General features: G+C 60.4%; 16 protein-coding genes. All 16 read right to left on the bottom strand.

The genetic code is table 11. From position 1 onward, the window contains the following. The 16 genes from H7688_RS12915 to H7688_RS12840 all read right to left on the bottom strand — a co-directional run bounded on the left by H7688_RS12915 (nt 1) and on the right by H7688_RS12840 (nt 15,305). Nucleotides 1-495 (bottom strand): chemotaxis protein CheD, encoded by a 495-nt coding sequence (locus tag H7688_RS12915; RefSeq protein ID WP_183361540.1) that lies wholly within the window; start codon nt 493-495, stop codon nt 1-3. A gap of 20 nt (nt 496-515) precedes the next feature. Further along, nucleotides 516-1,373: a CheR family methyltransferase gene (locus H7688_RS12910; RefSeq protein ID WP_183361539.1), complete on the bottom strand. Its 858-nt coding sequence runs from the start codon at nt 1,371-1,373 to the stop codon at nt 516-518. A gap of 178 nt (nt 1,374-1,551) precedes the next feature. Beyond that, complete coding sequence (locus H7688_RS12905; protein WP_183361538.1) at nt 1,552-3,639, bottom strand: chemotaxis protein CheA; 2,088 nt, start codon at nt 3,637-3,639, stop codon at nt 1,552-1,554. Further along, nucleotides 3,636-4,001: a response regulator gene (locus H7688_RS12900; RefSeq protein ID WP_183354199.1), complete on the bottom strand. Its 366-nt coding sequence runs from the start codon at nt 3,999-4,001 to the stop codon at nt 3,636-3,638. The genes H7688_RS12905 and H7688_RS12900 overlap by 4 nt, the downstream gene beginning before the upstream one ends. Continuing rightward, on the bottom strand, nt 4,001-4,363 hold the full coding sequence (locus H7688_RS12895; protein WP_183361537.1) for an STAS domain-containing protein: 363 nt from the start codon (nt 4,361-4,363) through the stop codon (nt 4,001-4,003). Before H7688_RS12895 ends, H7688_RS12900 begins: the two co-directional genes overlap by 1 nt. Before the next feature lie 42 nt (nt 4,364-4,405). Then, entirely contained in the window at nt 4,406-6,187 is a 1,782-nt protein-coding gene (locus H7688_RS12890; protein WP_183361536.1) for a methyl-accepting chemotaxis protein, read from the bottom strand. 253 nt (nt 6,188-6,440) lie between these two features. Continuing rightward, nucleotides 6,441-6,914, bottom strand: coding sequence for a cytochrome P460 family protein (locus H7688_RS12885; RefSeq protein WP_183361535.1), 474 nt, complete (start codon nt 6,912-6,914; stop codon nt 6,441-6,443). A 349-nt stretch (nt 6,915-7,263) separates the two neighbouring features. Then, nucleotides 7,264-7,908, bottom strand: coding sequence for a metal-dependent transcriptional regulator (locus tag H7688_RS12880; RefSeq protein ID WP_183361534.1), 645 nt, complete (start codon nt 7,906-7,908; stop codon nt 7,264-7,266). Between the two features lie 67 nt (nt 7,909-7,975). Continuing rightward, the gene (locus H7688_RS12875) at nt 7,976-8,152 is read right to left on the bottom strand and encodes a hypothetical protein (RefSeq protein ID WP_183361533.1); all 177 of its coding nucleotides are present in this window, start codon (nt 8,150-8,152) and stop codon (nt 7,976-7,978) included. 191 nt (nt 8,153-8,343) lie between these two features. Further along, nucleotides 8,344-10,335, bottom strand: coding sequence for a ferrous iron transport protein B (gene feoB, locus H7688_RS12870; protein ID WP_183361532.1), 1,992 nt, complete (start codon nt 10,333-10,335; stop codon nt 8,344-8,346). 175 nt (nt 10,336-10,510) lie between these two features. Further along, the gene (locus H7688_RS12865) at nt 10,511-10,942 is read right to left on the bottom strand and encodes a Fur family transcriptional regulator (RefSeq protein ID WP_183361531.1); all 432 of its coding nucleotides are present in this window, start codon (nt 10,940-10,942) and stop codon (nt 10,511-10,513) included. Nucleotides 10,943-11,802: 860 nt separating this feature from the next. Next, on the bottom strand, nt 11,803-12,300 hold the full coding sequence (locus H7688_RS12860; protein WP_183361530.1) for a hypothetical protein: 498 nt from the start codon (nt 12,298-12,300) through the stop codon (nt 11,803-11,805). A 380-nt stretch (nt 12,301-12,680) separates the two neighbouring features. Further along, a complete protein-coding gene (locus H7688_RS12855; protein WP_183361529.1) occupies nt 12,681-13,025 on the bottom strand; it encodes a PadR family transcriptional regulator in 345 nt (114 codons plus the stop codon). Beyond that, entirely contained in the window at nt 13,022-13,567 is a 546-nt protein-coding gene (locus H7688_RS12850) for a permease (RefSeq protein WP_246329800.1), read from the bottom strand. The genes H7688_RS12855 and H7688_RS12850 overlap by 4 nt, the downstream gene beginning before the upstream one ends. Continuing rightward, complete coding sequence (locus H7688_RS12845; protein WP_183361528.1) at nt 13,564-14,037, bottom strand: permease; 474 nt, start codon at nt 14,035-14,037, stop codon at nt 13,564-13,566. The genes H7688_RS12850 and H7688_RS12845 overlap by 4 nt, the downstream gene beginning before the upstream one ends. A gap of 782 nt (nt 14,038-14,819) precedes the next feature. After that, on the bottom strand, nt 14,820-15,305 hold the full coding sequence (locus tag H7688_RS12840; RefSeq protein WP_183361527.1) for an EamA family transporter: 486 nt from the start codon (nt 15,303-15,305) through the stop codon (nt 14,820-14,822). Nucleotides 15,306-15,364 lie beyond the last annotated feature (59 nt).

Genomic DNA, 15,364 nt, shown 5'->3' with positions numbered 1-15,364 from the left:
CTACACCTCCGTTTTTCTCAGTCGCTTGAGAAACACCTCGCCGGTGTTGATGTTAAAGATGATCTTCCTGCCGCGCGGGCCGCCCAGGTCCTGGGTCGCCACCCTGACCCCGTTCTCCTCGAGCACGAGCCTCGCCATATCGATGTTCTGCATGCCGACGCTCTGGCGCCTGTCGTCCACGGTATCGAACATGTCCGAGCCGCCGAAGACTTTCCCCTCGATCTCGCTCACCAGCACCCCGTGCAGGTTCAGCTCCTCCAGCATGACCTCGATGGCGCAGCGCACGTACTTGCCGGCTTCCCTGCAGCAGTCGGAGTGATCGTTGCGGCACTTGGGCAAGAGCGCGTGGCAGATCCCCCCCACCTTGAGCCGCGGGACGTACATGGTCACCGCGACGCAGGACCCCAAGAGGGTGGTGACCCGCAACGGTTCTCCGGTGACCACGATCTCGCCCGGCTTAAGAAATACCATCTCCAGGTCTCTGCTTTTTTTCATTACCGCTGTCCGTTAGTCGTTCATCCCTGTTTTTGGTACACGGTCGGGTAGACGCTGCCAAAGGCGACGTCGAGGCCGCTTAAGGTTTCCGAGTGCCCCATGAAGATGAGTGCGTTGGTTTTCAGATGCCGGTGGAAGCGCCGCAACAGCGCCTCCTGCGTGGGACGGTCGAAGTAGATGATCACGTTGCGGCAGAAGATGATGTCGAACTGCTCGCGCATGCCGCCGAAGTCGTCGTCCATGAAGTTGAGCCGGCGAAAGCGCACCTTCTCCCGCAATTCCGGCACGATGCGCACCAGCCCCGAGGCGCGATCCTTACTGCGCAGGAGGTACTTTTTCTTCATCGTAAGCGGCACCGGCTCCACCAGGGGCTCGGCGTAGATGGCGTTCTTGGCCTTTTCGAGGACCCGGGTCGAGATGTCGGTGGCAAGGATCTGGAAATCGAAGCCCGGATTGTGCAGGGCGAACTCGCTTAAGACCATGGAGAGCGTGTAGGGCTCCTCCCCGGAGGAGCAGCCGGCGCTCCACAGGGAGAGGGTAGCGCCGGGATGGCGTTGGCACCAGCCCGGGAGCACCTTCTGGGTCAGGTATTCGAAGTGGTCCGGCTCCCTGAAGAAGTCGGTCTTGTTGGTGGTGACCATGTCGAGCATCTGCACCAGCTCGTTTTCCTGCCCCGTCGCCGAGAACAGGTAGTCGCAGTACTCCACGAAGCTGTGCATCCCGAGGGTGCGCAGCCGCTTGGCCAGGCGCGCCTCCAGCATGGTCTTTTTCACCTCGGGCATCTTGATGCCGCAGGTGTCGTAGATGAACCGGCTCAGCCGGCCGAACTCCTTGGCCGAAAGGCTCGGGTGGTCGATTTCGCGTGCCGCACTCTCCATAACGTTCGCACTCCTGAAGATAAGTAATGTTGCGGAAAAGGTTTTCTTTGGGGGGGCCGTGATGCGCCCTAAAAAAAGACCCGCTTCCGGGGAGGCGGGTCTTTTACAACGCCTTCAGCTTCCCGGCTCCGATTCCGGCCCCAAGGCGCCGGCGCGGCGCCCGGTGCGCGCCACCTGCCTAGGCGGCCTCCGCCTCTACCGATTGGACCAGTTGCGGTACGTCGAGGATGAGCGCCACCGAGCCGTCCCCCAGGATGGTCGCGCCGGAGATCCCCTCCACGTTCTTGTAGGCGCGTCCCAGGCTCTTGATGACGGTCTGGTGCTCGCCGATCACCTGGTCCACCACGAAGCCGATGCGCGAGCCGTTCACCTCGGTGATCACGATCTGCTCGATGTCCGGGGTTTCGCCATGGATCAGGAAGCGCTCGCGCAGCGGGATATAGGGAACCAGGTGCTCGCGCACGTTGGCCAGGTGCCGGCCGTTGGAGCGGGCCACATCCTGGCGGGTAAGTTCGACGCACTCGTCCACCAGGGAGAGCGGCAGCATGAAGAAGTCCTTGCCGATGAGCACCAGGAGGCTCTCGATGATGGCCAGGGTAAGCGGGATGCGCACCGTGATCCGGGTCCCCTCGCCGTGCACGCTGGTGATGTCGATGGTGCCGCGCAGCGCCTCGATGGCCCGCTTCACCACGTCCATCCCGACCCCGCGCCCGGAGATGCTGGAGACCGTCTTGGCGGTGGAGAAGCCGGGGGCGAAGATCAGGTTGAAGAGCTCCTTCTCGCTGAGCTCCGCCTGGGGGGTGATGATCCCCTTCTCGATCGCCTTGCTGCGGATCGCTTCCTTGTCGATCCCTGCGCCGTCGTCCTTGATGGTGATGAGCACGCTGTCGCCGGAGTGTACGGCCGCCAGGTGCACGGTGCCGTGGCGCGGCTTGCCGGCGGCGACCCGGACGTCGGGAAGCTCGATGCCGTGGTCCAGGGAGTTGCGGATCAGGTGCACCAGGGGATCGTTCAGCTTCTCGATGACCGTCTTGTCCAGCTCGGTCTCGGCGCCGTCGGTGGCCATCTCGATCTCTTTGCCGAGCTCGCTGGAGAGGTCGCGCACCAGGCGCTTGAACTTGGAGAAGGTGCTGCCGATCGGGAGCATCCTGATGTTGAGCGCCGAGTCCCTCAGTTCGGCGGTCAGGCGCTCCACCTCCTCGGCGATTGCCGAGAGTTCCAGGTCGGCGCGGCCGGCGGCGGTCTGCGACAGGCGCGCCTGCACGGTCACCAGCTCGCCTACCAGGTTCACCAGGAGGTCGAGGCGCTCGGCCGGGACCCGGATGCTGTTACCGGCGTCGGTAGTCTGTTTCTCCTGGCGCACCGCCTGCACGTGGCGCTGCTCGACCAGGGCCGCCTCCACCTTGTTCTCGGTGACGATCCCCTTCTGGACCGCCAGTTCGCCGAAGCGCTTTTGCTCGGACAGGACGCTCGCCATCTCCTCGGTGGTGATGTCGCCGCGCTCCAGGAGGATCTCGCCTAATTTCTTGTACCCCTCGTCCGAGCTGTACTCGTCGTGCTCGGCGATCGCCTCGATCTTCAGGTCGCAATCGTCCTCCACGAAGATGAAGACGTCCTTGATGGCGTTGAGTCCCTGGTCGGTGGTGAGGATCACGTCCCAGTAGACGTAGCAGCTCTCCGGGTCCAGTTCCTCGAGCTCGGGCACCCCCGCGGTCTGGGCGATGACGTTGCAGACCCCGAGCTCGTGCAGTTCCACCAACAGGTTCAGGGGGTTGGTGCCGCAGGCCATGATACCGCGGCAGGGTGCGATACGGATCCGGTAGGTGACCCGGGTGCTCACGACGGCCTGCTTGGCGGCCTCCTGCGGTGCCGCTATGGCCGGTGCCTCGGCACCCGCCAAGGCTCTCAGCCCCGCGATGATCTGCACCGTGGCGCTCAGGTCGGCCCCCCCGCCACTCTCCGAAGCGTCCAGCATCGCCTTGATCTGGTCGCGCCCTGCCAGGGTCAGGTTGATGAGCGGCTTGGTGACGCTCAGCTTGCCGTTTCTGACCATGTCGAAGACGGTCTCCACCTCGTGGGTGAAGCTTGCGATGTCGTCGAAGCCGAACATCGCTCCGGAACCCTTGATGGTGTGCATGGCGCGGAAGACGCGCCCGATGAGGTCGCTGTCCTCCGGCGTTTCCTCAAGCTCTAACAGGGAAGTTTCCAGCTCGCTCAAGAGCTCGTACGCCTCTTCCTTGAATGCCTGCCGGTGAACGTCGATCATCCGAGCACCTTCTTTACAACCGCCATGAGTTGTTCAGGCTTGAAAGGCTTGACGATCCAGCCGGTGGCGCCGGCCGCCTTCCCTTCCTGCTTGCGGGAATCCTGGCTCTCCGTGGTAAGCATCACGATCGGGATGAACTTGCAGCTGGGGAGTGCGCGCGCCCCCTTGATCAGACCGATGCCGTCCAGGTTGGGCATGTTGAGGTCGGTGATCAGCATGTCGACCTTGGTCCCCGAGAGCTTTTGCAGGGCATCCTTGCCGTCCACCGCCTCGACCACCTCGTAGCCGCCTTGTTTCAGGGTAAAACTCACCATCTGCCGGACGCTCGCCGAGTCGTCCGCCGTCATGATTATCTTAGCCATCAGTAGTCCCCTCCCACCCAGATGCAGGTGTTTTTCGTATCGTGTTTACAGCCCATGTGGCGTCGGAACCCCGCCGCCTCCACGGTGTCGAGGTAGGCACGGTTGCCGCCGATCTCCAGGCAGAACAGCTTGCCTGCGAGCGTGGCGCTGCGGTGTGTCGCCTCAAGAAGCTGCAGTCCGGTCAGGTCGATCTCGCTCACCTGGGAGACGTCAAGCTTGAGATCCTTCCCCTTGCCCAGTGCCGCCACCAACTCGTCCTTGAGCCCCGCGGCCTGGGCGATGGTGACACTCCCGGTCAGCTTCATCCCCAGTGCGCCGGGAGCCGCGGGATCCTGCCAGCTTTCAATCGTCAGTTCATCCATACTGTTCCCCTGTGTGTGCCACTGATAGTCACTGGTGTAGTTTTAGAAAAGATCGACGTTGTCCCCGAGTTCGTCGTCGTAGGAAACGGCGGACTGCGCCACCGGGGCGCCGCCCGAGAGCGACTCGTGGATCTTGCGTTCGCTGTGCATGGTGTAGCGCTTGGCCAGGTCGTCGAGGTTGATCCCCTGGGAGCCGGCAGGAGCCAGGCGCCGCGCCTCGCCCACCACGGCCCCAAGGCCGGTGATGGCGTATTCCAGCACGCGGTTCACCGTGTGGTGCACCGTGATGCCGCCGGTTACCTGCTCGATCTCCGAGGAGAGCCGGGAGACCGAATCGTCCATGCGGGCCAGCGAGACGTGCAGGGTCTCGTTGACCTGGCGCAGTACCTCCACCAGCGAGTTGAGGTTGCCCACCATGGCCTGCGCCTCGTCTTCCAGCTCCTCCGACTCCTCGCAGAGACCGCCGTTCAGGTTTTCGGTCACGCCGATGATCCCCTGCAGGGTTCCGGCAACGACGGTGGTGTGGTCGATCGCCTCGATGGAGAGCCTCTGGATCGCCTCGGCGAGGACGCCGAGCGCCGCCCCCTCGTCGCCGGTATAGGCGGACTTGATCTGGGCATTGAGGGCGATGAGCTTGATCTCCTCGCCGAGCTTCTCGATGTCCCCCACGAAGGAGGCGATCTCACCTACCGTGTTCGCCACCGCGTGCATGGCGGCGCACAGGCTCTGGTTTACCTTGGAGCTCTCCTCGAGTGAGGCCGAAACCACCGAGATGTCCTGCTGCATGTCCGTGAAGAAGCTGCCGCCGGTCTGGTCCGCGATGCCGGCCATGACCCGGGTCTCCTGGGAGAGACCGGACTGTTTGCGGGCCACCTCGCGCAGGTTGCCGGCGATGGCCTGCACCGCGCGGTCCAGTTCGCTGGAGGCGTGGCGCAGCTGGGCAGTCTGCATCTCGCAGATGAGGGCAGCCTCGTCGGCCCCGGCGGAGCGGCTGGCGAGCCTGTCGTTCAATTCGACCAGGGTTTCCTCGACGTGTTCGATCTGCTGACGCACGATGTCGTGGGTCTGCATGGACATGACGACCTCGCCGATGTTGCGCGAGACCTCCTCCGAGACCGCCGAGATGTTCGCCACGGCGCTGGAGCAGCGGGCGTTGATCTCGCTTAGAGCGTCGAGGCTGGAACGGGTTTTCTCAAGGATCCCGAGGACCTGCTGGTGCTGGTGGGCGCCTGCGTCGAGCACCCCGGTCAGGGTCTGCTGGATGGCGCGGGCGAGGTCGTCGCGGCGGGTCAGGATCACCCCCGCCTTGTCGTTGACCTGGACCGCCAGCTCGCCGACGTCGTGGGCCAGGGTGTCGAACCCGGCGGCGCTCTGGCCGAGGCGGGCGCTTTCTATCTTGGTGGAGATGCCGAGCATGCGCAGCACCTTGTTGACCTTCTTGAAGCCGGACAACGGGGCGCCGACCTCGTCCAGGAGACCGAGGATGCGGCGCAGGGTGGCCGAACTCTGCTCGATCTCGTGACGGGCGCCGTCCACGTAGCGCCCCATCTCGGTCAACAGGTTCTGCAATTCGCCCATGGCGCCGAAGACCTGGTCGCCGGCTACCTCGCCCATCATCTCGGCGGCCGTCGAGGAGATCCCCTGCCCGCGCTGGTAAAAGTCCTGGAGTTTGCTGCCGATGGCCAGGAACTCGTCCTCAGTGGTACCGGCCACGACCTTGAGATGCTGGGCGATCTCCTGGAACTTGACGCTCCACTCGCTGGCCAGCCTTTCCAGTTCGGTGTCCGTTGTGGCGGCGTTCGCCGCATTGCCAACTGATATCATGAAGCCTTCCTTGTCTGCGGCGCGTGGTGGCGGTACCCCGAATTCACATGAACTCCTGCGTCCGCTTGTTTTAATGTATCGACAGGCGCTTTCATATCTTTAAGCGTTTTTTCTTTCGTAGGATGAATAGTTTAAATGGTGGGAGCCCTGTTCCGAAAAGCGCCCGAGGGCTTGTAGGATTTATCGCACAGGCACAAAAAAGGGCGTCCGTGGGGACGCCCTTTACCTTCGTTGCAGGTAGGTTGCGGAGGGGTTATTTGAAGTCGGCGTACTTCGAGATGACCAGGTCGGTGTCCTTGGCCGTTTTCAGGTGGCACTCGTAGCAGTTGGACACCGGGTCGAGGCCGGAGGGGCGGCCGTCCGGGTTGAAGCCTGCAAACTGCCAGCCGCCGGTCTGTTTGAAGTTCTTGTCCTTTTTCATAAGGACGATCATCTGTTTTTTGCCTTCGCCCGGCTTGCCGCCGGCGTCCTTGATGCCGTACTGCACCACGACGAAGGTGCTGCCTTCCGGGTAGGTCCCGCCGCTGCGGAAGGTCTTCATCGCCTTGGGGTTGACGTAGGTGTAGTGGATGCCGTAGAAGAGCGATTTTTTATCAGTGATCACCTGCTGTTTGCTCTTTTCCCACTTTTCGTATCCCTTGGGGAGAGCGGCCTTTTCGGCAGCAGAGAGCGTAAGCGGAGCCAGCGCCGCGAGGCCGAGCAGTCCGGCGAGCATTACCTTTTTCATGATGTCCTCCTCAGTAAGGTTGTCGGTCAGCAACAAAAGTCGCAGGGTAGCGGATTCGGTGGGCGGGTTCAAGTCCTAAAACGAGAAACTGTTGAGCCACGGAGCCACCAAGGGCACGGAGAGAACCGGACCCGGCAGAGCGGCAATCGCTCGTCGGTTACCTTTTTAAGAGACCCTTCAACCCGAAACCCTGAGAAACGGGTTCGGCCTTAAGCGTTAACGCAAAAGGCCGAACCAGTAGTTCTCAGGTTTTTCAGGTTTTCGCGAGATCTGCTCGGTTGCTCTCCACCGAGACGGGATTCAGTTTTTCTCCGTGAGCTTGGTGACTCCGTGGCGAAAAAGCCTTTGTTTAGCGGCGGACGAAGATCTCGCGGGCCATGGCGGTGTCGATGGCGAACTCGGAGAAGCCCACCCGGAAGATATAGGAGGGAAACGCCTGCATGAGCAGGATCCGGTTCCCCGGCAAAACCCCCATCGCCATCAGTTTCTGCATCTTCTTGCCGTCCTCGGTCTGGATGTAGGCGATGTCCCCCTCTTCGCCGCTTTTCAGCTCGGTCAGCGGCACCACGCCTAAATCGCCGTTCTTTCTCGCCTCCTCGCAGCAGTCACCCGGCGGGATCGGCTTGCCGTGCGGACAGGTGGACGGATGATTCAGCATGGTGCAGACCTTCAGGTCCACCCCTTCGTTCAACAGGTGCTCGAACTGGCAGGCCTTCATGTCGCCGCTCTCGCCGCGGATGTTCAGGACATCCATCATGAGCCGCTCCGCCAGGCGGTGACGCCTGATGGTCTTGCGCCCCTCGTCGCGCCCCTCGGGACGGAAGTAGATCCGGCTCCCCTTGATCTCGATGAGCGCTTGGGAGGACAGCTCCTGGTAGGCGGGATCGGAGGCCTCGATTACCATCTGGTCCAGCTCGGCGAATCCGCGCCCCTTTTCCTCGGACTCGATCCAGAGTGCCTCCAGTATTTCTTCCGCCTTATCAGTCAGTTTCATGTGATCTCCTTTGTTTCTCTACTGGCGAGATGATATCGAAAAAGTGTTGGTTGTCATCAGTAACAGGCTATTTTTCGCGCTTAAAGAGCTTTTTGAGCCCCTTCACCAGGGCAGGCTCCGGCGGATTCTCATAGTTGCAGCGCGGGCACTTGATCATCTTGCACCCACCGGACATCGGGCAGTTCTTGCACCCGACGTTCCCCTCTTCCTCGGCGAACTCATGTCCGCAAAACCCGCAGCGCATCTAAAACCCCAGTTCTACGTTCTATGTTTCCAGGTTCTACGTTCTTGAAAGCAAACCGTTTTGCCACGGTGGCACGGAGAAAACCTTTCTGATGAGCGCTATCTTCCGCCAGCGCCTCCCTCCCCCTTCAACGGGGAGGACAGGAGGGGATGGGGACCGTAGCAGGTAGAAAAGAGAACCTGGAGCGGCTCTTAAAGAATTCCGGTAACGAGCAGCAGGCGGTTCAAGAGCCAGCCGCTGCCGAAGGCGAAGGTAGAGACGAACACGCCGATGCCACAGGCCACCTTCCAGCCGCGCTCCTTCTTCATGATCAGGAACTGGGCCACGCAGGGGATGAACAGGGTGAGCGTCACCGCCGCCACGGTCAGCTGACGGGGATTCAAAAGCCCCTTGGTCTGCAGGTCGTAGAGGCCGGCCGCACCGTAGTCGCGCCTGAAGAAGCCGAAGATGAAGGCCACCGCGACCTCCTTGGGAAGCCCCAAGGCCGCCATGACCGGGCTCAGGCCACGCACCATGGTCTCGAAGAAATTGGTGATCTTCCCCAGCCAGAGCAGCACCGAGGCCAGGATAAAGAGCGGCAGGATCTCCATGAAGTACCACTGCATCCTGGTGTAGGTCTTGGTGAAGACGTTGGAGAGCTGCGGTGCCCGCATCGGCGGCAGTTCCATGTAGAACATCGGCGTCTCGCCGGGAAGTACTTTAGCGGCCAGAAGCCCGACCAGCAGGAAGATGAGCAAGAGGCAGACGCTCCAGACCAGAAGTGCCCCCGGTGCCTTGGAAAGCAGCGCCAGGATCACCCCCAGCTGCGCCGAGCACGGAATGGCGAGTGCCAACAGCAGGGTCGCGATCACCCTCTCGCGCACGGTCTCCAGGGTCCTGGTTACCATGGTGGCCATGGTGTCGCAGCCAAAGCCGAGCACCATGGGGATGACTGCCCGGCCGGTAAGCCCGATGGTCTTGAAGACCCGGTCCACCAAAAGCGCTAGGCGCGGGAAATAGCCGCTGTCCTCCAGCATCGAGAAGAACAGGAAGAAGGTGGCCACGATGGGGAGGATGATGCCGACCGCGTAGCGCAGCCCCAAGGTGATGATGCCGTACTCGCCGACGAAGAGCTCCTGGATGCTCTCCCAGGGGACCAGCGCCTTCACGTGCTGCACCATCCACGGGTTGATGTGCTCCTCGAACCCCTTCCCTTCCAGAAGGTCTACCAGGGTTCCCGCACCGAAGTCCCCCACGAATTTGTACAGGCCGAAGTACAGGACGAAAAACAGCAGCGGGATCCCGGTGGCAGGCCGCACGGTCCAGCGCGACAGGCGCTCGGCGAAGGTGACCACCCGTTTTTCCGGAGCCTTGAAGACGCCGTCCAGGATCCGTTTCACGATCTCTTTGCGCTCCATGGAGAGGTCCAGGTGGAACGATTCCCGGCGCTCGAAGCGCTTGTCTTTTACGGTCACCTCGACGGCCGGCGCCTCGCCCCCCTCGACGCCGCGCACCAGTTCGGCGACTTCGTCGTCACCCTGCAGCAACAAAAGCCCCAGCGACTTGCTGGAGAGCATGTAGTCCCCCTTGAGCTGCGAGGCGACCGAGGCGATGTCGCTCTCCATCTGCTTCGAATAGCTGAAGCGGTTCACCGCACTCGGCACGGTGCCGGAGATGGCGGCGCGGATCTCGGGAAGACCGATCTTCTTGGCGGTGGCGGCGGCCACCACGGGGATCCCCAGGTTCTTGGAGAGGAGCTCGATGTCGATGGTGAGCCCCATCCGTTTCGCCTCGTCCATGATGTTGACCACCAGGACCACGGGGAGCTCCGCCTCGATGAGCTGCAGGGTCATCGGCAGCATGCGCTCCAGGTTGCGGGCGTCGAGCACGTGCAAAACCAGGTGGGGGCGCTCGTTCAGGAGGATCTCCCGGGCAACCCGCTCCTCCTCGGTGATCGGGAGGATCGAGTACATGCCGGGAGTATCGACGATCTCGAAGTGTTCGCCGTTGATGGTCGCGTTGCCGCGGGCCACCTCGACGGAGGTGCCGGGATAGTTGGATACCGTCACGTAGGCGCCGGTCAATGCATTGAAAAGAACACTCTTGCCGACGTTGGGGTTACCCACCAGCGCCACCAGTTTGCCGCCGGGCTGGGAAACGGTCGGAGCTTCGTGGCAAGAACCCTTCTTCTTAAGAAATGACATGATAACAACTACCCCTCTTGACTTAGGTGATGCCAATGAAAATCACTTTCACACAAGCCCGAAAGCAAAACCCCGATCTCTTTGTTGCCCGTGACCGGTCACCCCCTGCACCTCGAGGCTGCAGGGGCTTTTTCATTGAACTGGGTGATGTGTAACAGGATGGAGCCCGGTGAGGTCACTTCCTGCAGTTGCCGCACAGGCCGTAGAGCTCCAGGCGGTGTCGTTCGATGAGGAAGCCGCGGCTGGCGGCAACTTCCGTCTGCAGCTTTTCGATCGTTTCGTTTTCGAACTCTTCGATGCTGCCGCACCTGGTGCAGACCAGGTGGTCGTGGTGCTCCCCTTCCCCGACGTGCTCGTAGCGGGTCTGGCCGTCGCCGAACTGCATCTCGCGAGCGATGCCCGCCTCGGCAAACAGTTTGAGGGTGCGATAGACCGTGGCGTAGCCGATGTTGGGGTGCTTGGCCCGAATCTTCAGGTAGAGTTCCTCGATGCTCAAGTGGCGGTCCGAGGAGAGGAAGGAATCCAGGATGACGTCGCGCTGCTTCGTCGATTTCAGCCCCCGCTGGGACATGAAGTCGGTGAAGACTTTTTTCTTGGCACGTTTCATGAGAGCTCCAGTTGAAAGTGGATGTCATAATAACGGCGGTGCCCCGTGGTGTCAACCTGTTTTTTGCTTACGCCTGTAAATTGTAGGAGAGGATGCGAATTTTCAAGAGACGATGCGAACAGTTTGCGGACCACCAAGGTGCAATGCATATATGGCATTGACAAAGGCATCCTTTGTGACGAGTTGTCTAACCGTCTTGAGAGTTCGCACGCATAGGTTGACGGTTCGATCCCGTTCATCTCCTCCAAAGAAACAAGGAGTTAGGTGATGGAGCCTTGCTCCTTTTTCGTTTGGGGTAGCGTCGTGGCCTTCCCCATTGCGTAGCGACCAAGGGAAATAGGGGGAAGATCCTTGGGCATTCGGTAACAGTGGCTGCACAAAACCCAAGGGCTGTAGTCCATAAGTGAAGGCACTGGTGGAAAGTTCTCAAGCCGACGAGAGGCAGGGCCCGCGCAGGGTGGTAGGCTACTCGACCTCAGGCCCCAGTTAGGGCCCCCCTACCCCGTGCCCCCTTTGCCTTAGTTCTCGGCTTATCTCTGGCTTGCTTCGATAACAATTTGCAGTTTTTCAAGACTGGGTGTGAATCGGCATAGAAATCTGACCCAGGAGAGGCGCCACCATTACATTAGGTCTGGTGGGCGGGTCATTCTGGACGCCGATGGCGGGTCAATCGAGGAGTTGAACATGAACGACTCCGTGTTAAAATCCTCCGTTGCTGCTCGTGGATGACAGTGTCGATGTCTGAGGCTCACCTCCGGGGTACTGGCAACTCATCCCGAGAAAGGATGCAGGCGCGGCCGCCGGAGGTGCCGAAAGCCTATTGCCCCTTCCATCGCGGCAAAGGCGGGCGCTCGAGCACCTTATGTTCCAAGCCGAGCCCAAAAAGGCGCAAGCGCCTCCACCTGAATCTCCTTATGTTCTGCAATCGCAGCCGCGAGTTCTTCAATTACTGACCAAACCGCTGTCATGGATATCGTCTGTCTCACATCTTCTGCTACAGCTTCTTTCCTTATTGTCCCTCCACCGTTTTCGTCTTTTGTTCGGATGATATGCTCGACCTCTTCGTCATCATCTCTGGTCGCCACTTTAAGTCGATGTGCGTCATGCCCCCCCTCCATCAGCTGATATTTCTCTTGTGCGATGCCACCAGCTAGGTAATGCGCAACAATATCAGTGAATGCTCGAGGCATATCATCTACGTTTTCTCCAACAAACCATCCCTGTTCGTAAAGGCGCTGTTTTCGCAACTGATCCCTATGGTAAAGTTCAGGCTCTTCCGGGTTTTCCGTGTCGTAGGGAGAAATGATGAGCTGCGAAAGGAAAGTTTTCTCCGGACCGGAGGAGGACCGGAGCCACAACGGAAAAGGCCCTCGGCTTTCGCCAAGGGCCTATTCAATTAATGGTCGGAATGAGAGGATTCGAACCCCCGCCCCCCTGCTCCCGAAGCCGACGCACTAGCAGGGTAGAGGGGAGAGCAGTGCGCAAACTGACCAAAAATAAGGAGTCCATTTAGCGCGAGGCTAGGAAAGGACGGCCTTTGAGAGCCGCGGCAGCGAGCATGGAAGACAAAGGCGAACAACTTGGACCGGAGAAAGGAACAATCCCACCACTCGCCTAAGAGGCTTCGTCCTTTGCAGTTCTGCTCTGCGACTCGGCGATCTGCATACTCCGTTTCAGCGATTCTATTCCTGATGCTGGCGGGACCAGGAGGGCCAAAACCGGCACAAAGAGTGGAGCTTTACCGCTTCACCAACGCTGCGTAAATTTTCAGGAAGTTCTGAAGGTTAGCCAGCCGCATCTCGATGTCTTCCCGCCACTGCTCCAGCTTTTCCCATCCCGCCGGTGTGAGACGGTAGACCTTCCGCGCCGGTCCGTTCCCGCTGGTATCCCATTCAAAGACGACCTCGCCTTCCTGTTCCAGTTGTTGCAGGGTGCGGTAGATGGCCCCACTGTCCGGCCGGGACAGCCCCATACGTTCCATCAACAGGGTGTGGATAGCACTGCCGTGCACCGGATTATCCGCTAGCACCAACAGGATGAACGCGGGGAGGTGCCGGTAATGCTGTCTTCCCTTTGCGCTCATACTGTCTCCTCCGTCAAGCCGGAACCGCCGTTTTCAGGCATGACTTCTCCGGGCATTATCTTTTCCATCAGGTAACCGCAGGCCAGGACGCACGGCACGGTGAACGCCAGCCGCAACAGGGCAAAGCGCAGTCCCATGAAGCTGCTTTCCATGATGATCATGGGGATTTTAATGCTGGCCCAAGTCCCCAGGAAGATCACGATGTTCCCCAACTGGGCCCCCTTGTTTTTCAAGGAAAGCGCAATGGGGAACGCGGCATAGATCGGTCCGGCGGCGGCGGTCCCAAGCAGGATGGCAAAAAAGGCGCCGCGCAGCCCAGTTCCCGGTCCGAGGTGGGCTTCCACCAAGGCCCGGGGCACCCATGCATCAAGCAGTCCCATGACTACCATGACCGGCGGAAGAACCAGCAGAACTTCGGTCAGGAATTTGAGAGAGTTGGTCACCGAATGCCCAGCCAGGGCGGGTTGCCAGAGCATCAGCGCCAGGTTGATTGTCAGGACGACCAGGAACAGCCGGTATTGCTTAAGGTGAACTGTCATCATAGAAACACTCCCATGAACAGACCGATCAGGATCGCGGCGACAAAACTTGCGGATTGGCGGAGTAGAGTGAACCTTACCCCGAAGTAGGAAGCCTCAATCGGCGCCGAAACGATGCCGACCATCGTCAGCGTGGTGATGAAAGCGGCCAGGGCGGCCGGGGCCGCTCCCACCCCCAGCAGCGAGCCTGCGAGCGGAAAGGCGATCGGCGCGGGCATCGTGACGACTGCGCCGACCAGCGAGACCAAGGCAAAGCCACCCACCCCTTTAAAAGTGAACAACCGGGTCAGCACCTCCTGTGGGACCAGCGCCAGCACCAGGCCAACCAAGGCGATCATCCCAAGCACATTCGGAACTAGCGCTTTGAGCGACCGCCCGCTGGTCTGGAGCGCCTTCTTGGTCCGGCCCGGGTCCCGCCACCAGGATGCCAGCACCGCCACCGTGGTTACTGTCCAAAAAATGAAGGCCAACATCGGACACCTCCGCATCTTACAGGGAAAAGCGTAATGCATCTATATGTAATTTACAGTAGGATGTTTGTCGCTGCATGTCAAGCGGAAACACTTGATGCACGGACTGAAAGGGGCCGCCTCCGCACTAGAGTCTCAAGGGTGGCGCAAGTGGCAGCTGGGAGACGCACCCGGAAAGCCTGGATGCTGCAAGGAGTTTCTCGCGTGGACCGGATGTTGACCGGGGCCGAAACGCAAAAAGCCCCCGGCGGATGCCCAGGGCTATTGATTTTAAATGGTCGGAATGAGAGGATTCGAACCTCCGCCCCCCTGCTCCCGAAACAGATTCGGTAACTGCGCTTTGGAATACCCACGGAAAATCCTGAAGAGCCCAACAATGCCACCCAGGATTGGTAAGGCCAAGCAGTAGCTTAAACCATTCGCAGCTGCAAATGGAATTTGCAAGTGATTCGCGCCGTCTTCTGGAATTAAGTCATAATCAGAACACCTTTAGGTCTCTAAGATCCTTGCGAAACAATTCGCATTCCATCTTGGAATTTACAACGCCCAACAAGCGGCTCGACAAAGAGAGGTTTCCCCAGTAGTCGCAGCAGTATCGGCCACGGCAAAGACACGGGCTCCCCCCGGTTTCTCTCAGAAGCGCAGGTGAACCCTTGCGCAGGGCTCACCTGCGGTGTCAGGGGAGGGAATACAGGAAACCATGACGGTTTCAGGTGCGATAAGGGGCGGAGTAGCCTGGCGGGTCTTGGCTTAGGAGACGAGGAGAGGTACATCCAGAGTGGAGCTTATGGCTTTTCCAATCCACTGGCTGAGCCATCAGCGAGGGAGGTATTTTTGGACAAGGCGGCAGGAAGCGGCCAGCTGATGATGAGGACACCGACCATGCAGATGACGATGCCGACCAGGCGCAGCCAGTGCAACTCGCCGCCGAGAAACCAGTAGGAAAGCACCAGCACCAGGGCTGACTGACAGCCGATGATGGCCAGCGCGTACCCGGCATTGGCGCCTGAGGAGGTCGCCAGGAACATGGCCCAGTTGCCCAGCACGCTGCACAGCCCGGCGCCGATCAGCAGGGGGACCGCGGTCTTCCAGATGGACAGCATCCCCCACTCGCTGGAGGACCAGGCGCCAAAGGAAACGACCAGTACCAGCGAGAGGACGAACATGGCAAAGGGAACCGAGACTCCCCGCTTGACCGCGGCCGTCATCAGCATGACCATCATGGCAAAACTGACCAGGGCCGTTAATGCTTGCGTCACGTAGTTCCACATGTCAGACCTCCCCAAAAACAGTTGCGGTCCTGCTCGTGCAGAAACCGGATCGCCCCTGG

The sequence above is a fragment of the Geomonas limicola genome (assembly GCF_014193675.1).
Classification (GTDB): domain Bacteria; phylum Desulfobacterota; class Desulfuromonadia; order Geobacterales; family Geobacteraceae; genus Geomonas; species Geomonas limicola.
This window is presented reverse-complemented; position numbering and strand designations above follow the sequence as displayed.

Coding starts and splice junctions, on each gene's coding strand:
- H7688_RS12915 (WP_183361540.1), bottom strand. CDS start 495: ATGAAAAAAAGCAGAGACCTGGAGATGGTATTTCTTAAGCCGGGCGAG.
- H7688_RS12910 (WP_183361539.1), bottom strand. CDS start 1,373: ATGGAGAGTGCGGCACGCGAAATCGACCACCCGAGCCTTTCGGCCAAG.
- H7688_RS12905 (WP_183361538.1), bottom strand. CDS start 3,639: ATGATCGACGTTCACCGGCAGGCATTCAAGGAAGAGGCGTACGAGCTC.
- H7688_RS12900 (WP_183354199.1), bottom strand. CDS start 4,001: ATGGCTAAGATAATCATGACGGCGGACGACTCGGCGAGCGTCCGGCAG.
- H7688_RS12895 (WP_183361537.1), bottom strand. CDS start 4,363: ATGGATGAACTGACGATTGAAAGCTGGCAGGATCCCGCGGCTCCCGGC.
- H7688_RS12890 (WP_183361536.1), bottom strand. CDS start 6,187: ATGATATCAGTTGGCAATGCGGCGAACGCCGCCACAACGGACACCGAA.
- H7688_RS12885 (WP_183361535.1), bottom strand. CDS start 6,914: ATGAAAAAGGTAATGCTCGCCGGACTGCTCGGCCTCGCGGCGCTGGCT.
- H7688_RS12880 (WP_183361534.1), bottom strand. CDS start 7,908: ATGAAACTGACTGATAAGGCGGAAGAAATACTGGAGGCACTCTGGATC.
- H7688_RS12875 (WP_183361533.1), bottom strand. CDS start 8,152: ATGCGCTGCGGGTTTTGCGGACATGAGTTCGCCGAGGAAGAGGGGAAC.
- feoB (WP_183361532.1), bottom strand. CDS start 10,335: ATGTCATTTCTTAAGAAGAAGGGTTCTTGCCACGAAGCTCCGACCGTT.
- H7688_RS12865 (WP_183361531.1), bottom strand. CDS start 10,942: ATGAAACGTGCCAAGAAAAAAGTCTTCACCGACTTCATGTCCCAGCGG.
- H7688_RS12855 (WP_183361529.1), bottom strand. CDS start 13,025: ATGAGCGCAAAGGGAAGACAGCATTACCGGCACCTCCCCGCGTTCATC.
- H7688_RS12850 (WP_246329800.1), bottom strand. CDS start 13,567: ATGATGACAGTTCACCTTAAGCAATACCGGCTGTTCCTGGTCGTCCTG.
- H7688_RS12845 (WP_183361528.1), bottom strand. CDS start 14,037: ATGTTGGCCTTCATTTTTTGGACAGTAACCACGGTGGCGGTGCTGGCA.
- H7688_RS12840 (WP_183361527.1), bottom strand. CDS start 15,305: ATGTGGAACTACGTGACGCAAGCATTAACGGCCCTGGTCAGTTTTGCC.